This window comes from Actinoplanes sp. NPDC004185 (genome assembly GCF_053603475.1).
This window is the reverse complement of sequence record NZ_JBSGFR010000109.1, coordinates 1-5364: the sequence shown is the minus strand read 5'-3', so window position 1 is coordinate 5364 and position 5364 is coordinate 1. Positions and strand designations below refer to the sequence as shown.

8 protein-coding genes are annotated in these 5364 nt (G+C 72.4%); 5 read left to right on the top strand and 3 right to left on the bottom strand.

All coding sequences use genetic code 11. The features are described from left to right. The coding region (locus ACWEOZ_RS44080) for a histidine phosphatase family protein (protein WP_451916640.1) at positions 1 to 453 on the top strand (453 nt) is incomplete at its 5' end. 12 nt (positions 454 to 465) lie between these two features. On the opposite strand, the gene ACWEOZ_RS44075 is transcribed toward ACWEOZ_RS44080, so the two are convergent. Continuing rightward, complete coding sequence (locus tag ACWEOZ_RS44075; protein ID WP_451916639.1) at positions 466 to 1494, bottom strand: phosphotransferase; 1029 nt, start codon at positions 1492 to 1494, stop codon at positions 466 to 468. Between the two features lie 52 nt (positions 1495 to 1546). Here ACWEOZ_RS44075 and ACWEOZ_RS44070 point away from each other — a divergent pair, with 52 nt between their 5' ends. The 3 genes from ACWEOZ_RS44070 to ACWEOZ_RS44060 are packed head-to-tail and all read left to right on the top strand — an operon-like array spanning position 1547 to position 3681. After that, entirely contained in the window at positions 1547 to 2134 is a 588-nt protein-coding gene (locus tag ACWEOZ_RS44070) for a winged helix-turn-helix domain-containing protein (RefSeq protein ID WP_451916638.1), read from the top strand. Next, entirely contained in the window at positions 2134 to 2874 is a 741-nt protein-coding gene (locus ACWEOZ_RS44065) for an SRPBCC family protein (protein WP_451916637.1), read from the top strand. Before ACWEOZ_RS44070 ends, ACWEOZ_RS44065 begins: the two co-directional genes overlap by 1 nt. 12 nt (positions 2875 to 2886) lie before the next feature. After that, the gene (locus ACWEOZ_RS44060; protein ID WP_451916636.1) at positions 2887 to 3681 is read left to right on the top strand and encodes an alpha/beta fold hydrolase; all 795 of its coding nucleotides are present in this window, start codon (positions 2887 to 2889) and stop codon (positions 3679 to 3681) included. Positions 3682 to 3705: 24 nt separating this feature from the next. On the opposite strand, the gene ACWEOZ_RS44055 is transcribed toward ACWEOZ_RS44060, so the two are convergent. Continuing rightward, on the bottom strand, positions 3706 to 3999 hold the full coding sequence (locus ACWEOZ_RS44055) for a hypothetical protein (protein WP_451916635.1): 294 nt from the start codon (positions 3997 to 3999) through the stop codon (positions 3706 to 3708). A 296-nt stretch (positions 4000 to 4295) separates the two neighbouring features. Next, on the bottom strand, positions 4296 to 4667 hold the full coding sequence (locus ACWEOZ_RS44050) for a DoxX family protein (protein ID WP_451916634.1): 372 nt from the start codon (positions 4665 to 4667) through the stop codon (positions 4296 to 4298). Positions 4668 to 4786: 119 nt separating this feature from the next. Here ACWEOZ_RS44050 and ACWEOZ_RS44045 point away from each other — a divergent pair, with 119 nt between their 5' ends. Then, a complete protein-coding gene (locus ACWEOZ_RS44045; RefSeq protein ID WP_451916633.1) occupies positions 4787 to 5275 on the top strand; it encodes a MarR family winged helix-turn-helix transcriptional regulator in 489 nt (162 codons plus the stop codon). Positions 5276 to 5364 lie beyond the last annotated feature (89 nt).

The window sequence follows — 5364 nt, the reverse complement described above, 5'->3', positions numbered from 1 at the left end:
GGCCCCGCCGACCTCGGCGGCCGCGGCGACCTGTGGGTGTGCGCGCCGTCGCAGGCGGCGCTGCAGACCGCGCGGGCGCTGGGCCACGACGACCCGGTGGTGGAGAAGGCGCTGGCCGACCCGGCGTTCGGCGCGTGGAGCGGGCTGGGCCTGGGTGATGTGGCCGGCCGTGATCCCGAAGGCCTGCAGGCGTGGCTGACCGACCCGGGCGCGGCCCCGCACGGCGGCGAGTCGCTGACCGCGGTGCGGCAGCGGGCCGGTGCCTGGCTGGACACCCAGCACGAGCAGCGCACGGTGGCGGTCGCCCATCCGGTGGTGGTCCGGGCGGCGCTGACACACGCGCTGGGGCTGCCGGACGCGGCGGTGTGGCAGCTGGACGTGGCGCCGTTGTCCCTGATCCGGCTGACCCATCGCACGAACCGCTGGCATGTGTCGTTCCCGCCGGCCGGATAGCCGGCCGCTGGTTCAGTCCAGGGCTTCGCGGGCCCAGCGGATCACCTGCGACAGCACCGGGGCGCGGCCGGCGAAGGCCTCCGCGGTGTCCCGGGAGTCGTAGGCGCCGCGGCCGCTGCCCTGCGCGGCGGCGAGCAGCATCCGCGGCGCCAGCCAGTAGTACTTGGCCGCGCCGGTCAGTTTGATCGCCCGGTTGATCGTCGCGTCGTCCACCCGGCCACCCAGCCCGCGCCGGTAGCCGTCGGCGACCGCGGCCGTCACGTCGTCGAGCAGGCCGATGTCGATCAGCCCGTCGAAGAACGCGTCCAGGGTCAGGTTGGCGACGTCCTCGCCGATCGCGCCCGGTCCGGTGAACGCCCAGTCCAGCAGGACCGGCCCGGCCGCGCCGATGATCACGTTCATCGGCCACAGGTCGTGGTGGCACAGCGTGCGCGGCAGGGTGTCGGCCGCCGCCAGCAGCTCGGTGCGCCGGTGCCAGAGCCGGCGCAGGTCCTGCCGCAGCCGCGGCGACCAGCCGGCGAGCGCGGCCGGGTGCTCCCAGTCCGGCTCGCCCACCGGCTGGGCGCTGGTGTAGTCGCGCAGGAAGTCGCGGGAGAGCCAGGCGTCGGTGGGCGGCCGGCCGAGCCAGCGGGCCTGCGCGATCCCCATCCGGTACGCGACGTCGCCGAGCTCCGCGCTGCCACAGGCGGGGCCGGGGCGGCCCTCGACGTGCTCGAGCCACAGCGCGACGGAGCCGTCGGCGCGTTCCTCGGTGCCGAGCAGCGCGGGAGCGCTGATCCCGGCGTCGGCGAAGGCGGTGCGGGCGAGGCCGCTGCGGTACGCGAGCAGCTCACGCCGCCAGTAGTTCCAGTGCCCGGGCTCGTCGGAGGCCTGCAGGTGCGCCGCGGCGTCGGCCCGGCCGGGCGTGGAGAGCTTCAGCACCGCGGGGACGCCGTCGCGGCGGACCCGCCAGATGCCACCGGTGACACCGTTGGCCGCGCTGTGGGTCAGCTCCTGGGCGGTGCCGGGCTCGATGACCAGGTCGTCGGGAGGGGTGCGCACGATGGTGATCGTACCGTGGACAAATTATTTTGTCGGTGGGAGAGTGGGCGCCATGGAAGACGTCGCAGTGATCGAGGACCCGGCCGCCGCCGAGGTCAGCCTGGACCCGATCCGCAGCCGGCTGCTGGCCGCGCTGGCCGTGCCCGGCTCGGCCACGATGCTCGCCGCCCAGGTCGGCCTGCCCCGGCAGAAGGTCAACTACCACCTGCGCACCCTGGAACAGCACGGGCTGCTGGAGCTGGTCGAGGAACGCCGCAAGGGCAACGTCACCGAACGGGTGCTGCAGGCCACCGCCGCCTCGTACGTCATCTCCCCCACCGCGATGGCCGCCGTCGCCCCCGATCCCTCCCGGGCCCCGGACCGGCTGTCGGCGCGCTGGCTGCTCGCCGTCGCGGCGCGGCTGGTCCGCGACGTCGGCGAGCTGATCACCGGCGCGGGCAAGGCCCGGCAGAAGGTCGCCACGTTCGCCATCGACGGCGAGGTCCGCTTCGCCAGCGCCGCCGACCGGGCCGCGTTCGCCGAGGAGCTGACCGTGGCCGTCACCGCCCTGGTGAGCCGCTTCCACGACGAGGACGCGCCGGGCGGGCGCAGCCACCGTCTGGTCGTGGCCGTGCACCCCACCGTGACCCGGGAGCAGTGATGGGCAAGGACTTCGAGGCCCGCCTGGACGCGCAGGTGCCGGCCACCCCCGAGCAGGTGTGGGACGCGGTGGCCACCGGGCCCGGGATCAGCTCCTGGTTCGTCGGGCGCACCGAGATCGACGGCGAGACCGTCCGCACCTCGTTCGGCGACGGCTGGATGCCGGCGGGGCACGTCACCGCGGCGCAGCCGCCGCACCGGTTCTCCTACCGCAGCGACACCGGCGAGGACGGGCGCTTCGTCGCGTACGAGTATCTGATCGAGGGCCGCGCCGGCGCCGCCACCGTCCTGCGGACGGTGACCAGCGGCTTCCTGCCGGGCGACGACTGGGCCGACGAGTACGAGGCGATGCGGTACGGCACCGAGCTGTTCTTCCACACCCTGACGCAATGCCTGTCCTGGTTCCCCGGCCGTTTCGCCATCCCGGTCAACGCCTTCGGGCCGCCGGTCACGGACTGGCCCCGCACCTGGCTGCGCCTGCACCACGCGCTGGGCCTCGACGCCGCGCCGCGCGTCGGCGACCCGGTGCACTGCGCGGTGATCCCGGACGGCGTCGTGTCGTTCACCAACCCGCACACCCTGGCGGTCCGCGCGCCCGACGCCATCTACCGCTTCCTGCGCGGCTTCCACGGCGCTCTGGTCGTGGCGCACGCGCTGTTCACCCCCGCGGATCCGGGGATCTGGCCCGCCTTCCTGGAGTCTCTCGACCGCCCCGGCCCCGACCGCCCCGACCTCGACTGAAGGACGATCACCATGCCTACCGTCACCTCCGCCGACGGCACCACCATCGCGTACGAGACCGCCGGCACCGGCCCGGCGCTGATCCTCGTCGACGGCGCCATGTGCTACCGCGACCAGGGCCCCGCGCGGGGACTGGCCGCGGCGCTCGCCGACACCTGCACCGTGTACTTCTACGACCGTCGCGGCCGCGGCGACAGCGGGAACACCCTGCCCTGGTCACCGCAGCGGGAGATCGAGGACCTGGCCGCGCTGCTCGCGGCGGCCGGCGGTACGGCGTACCTGCTCGGCACGTCCTCCGGTGCGGTCCTGGCCGCCGACGCCGCGGACCGCCTGCCCGGCTTCAGCCGGCTCGCCCTCTACGAGCCGCCGTTCATCGTCGACGACACCCACGCGCCGCGCCCGGAGACGTTCGTGGCCGAGACCGAAGCGCTGATCGCGGCGGGCGACACCGGCGGCGCGGTCAAGAAGTTCCTGCGCTCGGTCGACATGCCCGGCTTCGCGGTGCAGATCCTGGCGCTGCTGCCACCGTTCCGCAAACTCAAGGCGGCGGCCCACACCCTGCCCTACGACCTGCGCATCCTCGGCGACACCGGGCGCGGGCTGCCGCTGGACCCGGCCCGCTGGTCCGGCGTGACGGTCCCGGCGATCGTGCTGGACGGCGGCAAGAGCCCGCAGTACATGCGCAACGCGGCCCGGGCGCTGAGCGAGGCGCTGCCGAAGGCGGAATACCGCACGCTGCCGGGCCAGACCCACCTGGTGAAGCCGGCGGCGCTGGCTCCGGTGGTCAAGGAGTTCTTCTCGGCCTGAGGCCGCGAAGCCTGTGGCGTGGTCTCAGGCCTGAGGTCGCAGGGATCGGAAGGTCGCGCGGACGTCATCGACGAACAGATCGGGCTGCTCGAGCGCCGCGAAGTGCCCGCCCCGCGGAGCCTGGTGGTAGAGCACGAGATCGGTGTAGCGGCGCTCCAGCCACCGCCGTGACTGGCGCACCGGTTCGCCCGGGAACTGCGAATACCCGGTGGGCACGGTGACGGGGTTCTGAGGCGTCGCGATCGGGGCGAAGCCCCGGCTCTTCAGCTCCCAGTACGTCCGTGCGGAGGTCACCCCGGCGTTGGGCAGCCAGTACATCATGACGATGTCGAGCAGTTCATCCTCGGAGAAGGTTTCCAGGGCGTTCTCGGGAGTGCCGCATCCCTCCTCGAAGATCGTGTACAGCCAGGCGGCCAGGCCGGCCGGTGAGTCGGCCAGCGAGTAACCGATCGTCTGCGGACGGCTCTGCTGCTGCTGGACGTAGGAGCTCCGGTTGGTCCAGAACTCCTTGCCGTCGGCCAGGATGCGTTGCTCCTCCGATCGACCTGGCTCATGCGAGCTCCTTCGGATGCTGTCAGGTGCGGCAAGGGTTCGGCGTCGCGCAAGGGCCGGGATCAGAACGCGTACGGCCCGAACCGGCCCCAGGCCACGATCAGGGCCAGCGCCAGCAGCACGCCGCTCGGTCCCAGCGCCGGGTATTCACGGCGCCGGACGTGCATCAGCACGGCACCGGTCATCACCACGGCCAGCCCGGTCGCGGCGACCGGGACCAGGATCGGCGCCTCGTCCAAGGCGGCCGGCAGGATCACGCCGACCGCGCCGAGCACCTCCAGCACGCCGATCGCCGCCGGAGCCCACGGCGGAGCCTGGGACGCCCACGGCTGGGCGGCGACGTACTTCTCCCGCGGCAGGACGAGCTTGAAGAGGCCGGCGAAGAGGAAGCCCGCGGCGACCAGCCCGGCGATGATCCATAGGGCGGTGTTCATCATTCTCCATCGACGATTGACTTAAACAGTGAAGTGAAAGCTAGCCGACGATGACTTAAACATGCAAGTCACGGTCGAGCTATGAGTTAAAGATGCAAGTGTTGGGTACGATCGGCGGCGTGTCCGACGAAACCCCCTGGCTGGACCAGGACGAGCTGAACACCTGGCTGACGCTGTTCTCCGTGCTGACGCGCCTGCCCGGCTCGCTCGACAACCAGCTCCAGCGCGACGCTGGGATGAGCCTGTTCGAATACATGATCCTCGCCGCGCTCTCGGTGCAGCCGGAGCGCCGGATGCGGATGAGCATGCTCGCGAACATCTCCGAGGGGTCGCTGCCCCGGCTCTCCCAGGCCGCCGGCCGGCTGGAGAAGCGCGGCTGGATGCACCGCTCGCCCGACCCGCAGGATGGCCGCTACACGCTGGCCATCCTCACCGACGAGGGCTTCGAGAAGGTCGCCGCGACCGCGCCCGGCCACGTCGCCGAGGTCCGCCGGCTGGTCTTCGACCCCCTGACCAAGGCGCAGCCGCGGCAGCTGCACGACATCTGCGGGCGCATCATGCGCACCGTCGACCCGGCCGGCCCGTACCCGGGTGCTCGTCCCTACTAGGTCGCGTTTCATAAAGCTTTGAGCCATTGGTTGATGGCGGCGACGGTGAGGGTGGCTTCGTAGCGCACGGCCAGCTTGTCGTATCTGGT